The 3,342-nt window shown below is 65.6% G+C and carries 1 pseudogene; it reads left to right on the top strand.

From position 1 onward, the window contains the following. Positions 1 to 3,342 (top strand): annotated as a pseudogene (locus EN745_RS32230) (DUF3131 domain-containing protein); the annotation flags it as partial.

Genomic DNA, 3,342 nt, shown 5'->3' with positions numbered 1-3,342 from the left:
CATTCCGACAGCTCGGTCTCGGCCACCATGTTCAAGGCGATCGTCGAGGGCTTCCAGTCGGTCGAGCCGCTCAAGATCGGCGAGCTCTGGGCGCTGCCGTCGCTGTTGCGCTTCGTGCTGATCGAGAATCTCCGCCGCATCGCCGTGCGCGTCAACCGCACCAGGCAGATGCGCCAGATCGCCAACGAGGTCGCCGACCGGGTGCTGGCGACAGACGACAATGCCGACCGGCAGAAGATCCTGTCGCACTATGGCAGCCACGCGCAGGACACCACTTTCGCCACCCAATTGCTCTACCGCCTGCGCGACGGCTCGCAGAACGCCGGCCGGGCGCTGGAATGGCTGGAAAGCGAGCTGGAAAAGACCGGCTCCGATGCCGAGGAGATCATCATCTCCGAGCATCACACACTGTCCAGCGGCAACGTCACCACCGGCAACATCATCCGCGGCCTGCGCCTCATCAATGACGTCGACTGGACGGTCTGGTTCGAGGGCGTCAGCCGCATCGACACGCTGCTGCGCGAGAAGACCGACTTCGCCGCGCTCGACTTCTTCTCACGCGACCAGTACCGCACCGCCATCGAGGAACTGGCGCGCCGGTCGGAGCTCTCTGAATTCCGCGTCGCCGAAAAGGCGATCGAGCTTGCCGGCCATGTTTTGATCGCCGATGCCTCCGGCGCTGAGGTTCCCCAGGCCGAGGCGCCCGACACCGATGCCACGGTGCATACCGATGTCGGCTTCTTCCTCGTCGGCCCGCGCCGGCTGGAGCTGGAAAAGGCGATCGGCTATCGGCCAACCATCAGCGTCACGGTCAAGCGCGCTTTCTCCGCTACCGGCTGGCTGGGCGTCGTCGTGCCGGTCTTTGCGCTGACGGTGCTGTTGTTGGCGCTGGCCGGCAACGCGCTCGACCACCTCGGCCTGGCGCTGCCGTCGATCGTCCTGATGCTGGCCTTGTTCGCCGTGCCGGCCTCGGAAGGCGCGCTCGCCTTCTTCAACACCGTCGTCTCGCTGTTCCTGAAGCCGACGCGGCTCGTCGGCTATGACTACAAGCATGGCGTGCCCGCCGAGGCGCGCACGCTGGTCGTGGTGCCCTCGCTGATCGGCTCGCGCGACGATGTCGAGGAGAATATCCGCAACATCGAGGTACATCACCTCGCCAATTCGGCGGGCGAAATCCATTTCGCGCTGCTTTCGGACTGGCCGGATTCGAAGACCGAGATCGACGCCGCCGACATCGAGATCCTGCAATTTGCCCGCGACGAGATCGCCAGGCTCAACGCCCGCTATCCGACCGAAGGTGCGCCGCTCTTCTATGTCCTGCACCGGCGCCGGCTCTACAACGCCGCGCAGGGCTGCTGGATGGGCTGGGAGCGCAAGCGCGGCAAGCTGCATGAGCTGAGCCTTCTGCTGCGCGGTGACAGCGACACCACCTATTTGCCGCTTGACGTGCCGCTGCCGGAAAACGTCGTCCATGTGATGACGCTGGACGCCGACACGCGCACCACCCGCGATGCAGTGGCCAGCTTGGCCGGCAAGCTCAGCCACCCTCTCAACAGGCCGCATTTCGACGCCTCAAAACGCGTCGTCACCGCTGGCTACACCATTCTGCAGCCACGCATCACCGCTTCGCTGACCAGCGGCGACGACGCCTCCTTCTTCCAGCGCGTTTTCTCCGCCAACCGCGGCCTCGACCCCTATGTCTTTGCCGTTTCGGACGTCTACCAGGACGTCTTCGGCGACGGCTCCTTCACCGGCAAGGGCCTCTACCATGTCGACGCTTTCGAGGCGGCGCTGAAGGGCCGCATCGAGGAAAACACCATCCTCAGCCACGATTTGCTCGAAGGGGCGCTGGCGCGCTCGGCGCTGGTCACCGATGTCGAGCTGGTCGAGGACTACCCGACCCGCTATTCGGTAGACGCGTCACGCCATCACCGCTGGGCGCGCGGCGACTGGCAGCTTCTCGGCTTCATCCTCGATCCGCGCTCCGGCGTGCCGGCGCTGTCGCGCTGGAAGATGGTCGACAATCTGCGCCGCTCGCTCACGCCGATCTTCTGGGTGATGGCGGCGATCGCCGGCTGGACCCTGCTGCCCTTCACGCAAGCCGCGCAATGGCAGGCGCTGCTGATCCTCACTTTGTTCATGGCGCCCACCTTTGACATCGTCAATGGCATCCTGCCCAAGAGCGGCGACCAGACCCCGCGCGGCCATTTTTCGGCGCTGGCGCGCGACACCATCTTCGGCACCGCCCTGGTCGCGCTCAAGGTGCTGCTGATGGCGCATCTCGCCTGGATGATGGGCGATGCCATCATCCGCACCCTCTATCGCTTGTTCGTCAGCCGGCAGAACCTGCTTGAATGGCGCACCGCCTCGCAGGCGCACAAGAGCGGCGGCAGTGACCTCGGCGCCTATTACGGCATGATGTATGGCGCGGTGATCATCGGCGTCGTCGGCCTTGCCATCCCGGTGCTGGCCGATTCCACCGGCGCCTTCGTCGCCTTCTTCTTCGCCATCTTCTGGATTGGCTCGCCGGCTGTCGCCTGCTGGATCAGCCGCTCGGCCGAGACCGAGGACCGGCTGCGCATCTCGGCCGCCGACATCCATACGCTGCGCACCATCGCGCGGCGCACCTGGCACTATTTCGAGACTTTCGTGACGGCCGAGCATCACCATCTGCCGCCCGACAATTTCCAGGAAAGCCCGGCGCCGGTGGTGGCGCCGCGCACTTCGCCGACCAATATCGGCGTCTACCTGCTGTCGGTGGTGTCGGCGCGCGACTTCGGCTGGATCAGCCTGTCTGACGCCATCACGCGCATTGACGCGACGATGACGACCATCGAGAGCATGCCGCGCGACCGCGGCCATCTCTACAACTGGTACGACACGACGACGCTGAAGCCGCTCTATCCGCTCTACATCTCGGCCGTCGACAGCGGCAATCTCGCCGGCCATCTGGTGGCGGTCGCCGCGGCTTGCGCCGAATGGGCGGAAGCGCCTTCCGTGCATCTGCAGGGCGATTTCGAGGGCATCCTCGATACGGTGACCATCCTCGACGAGAGCCTTGAGGAATTGCCGGACGACCGCCGGCAGCTGAGGCCGCTGCGCCAGCGACTTGCCGACCGTCTCGACGGCATGCGCCGCGCCGTCATGACCATCAAGGCACAGCCCGAGATGGCGTCGATCCGCACCATCAACCTGGCGGTGCTGGCCGGAGAGATACGCAAGCTCGCCGCCGCCATCCACACCGAGGCGGCCTCGCCGAAGAGCGACGTCATCGCCGACTGGGCGGCGCGGCTCGAAGCCACCTGCGACGCGCATGTGCACGACTCGCACAACGACGAGAAC

The organism is Mesorhizobium sp. M4A.F.Ca.ET.022.05.2.1, assembly GCF_003998845.1.
Taxonomy (GTDB): Bacteria; Pseudomonadota; Alphaproteobacteria; order Rhizobiales; family Rhizobiaceae; genus Mesorhizobium.
This window is presented reverse-complemented; position numbering and strand designations above follow the sequence as displayed.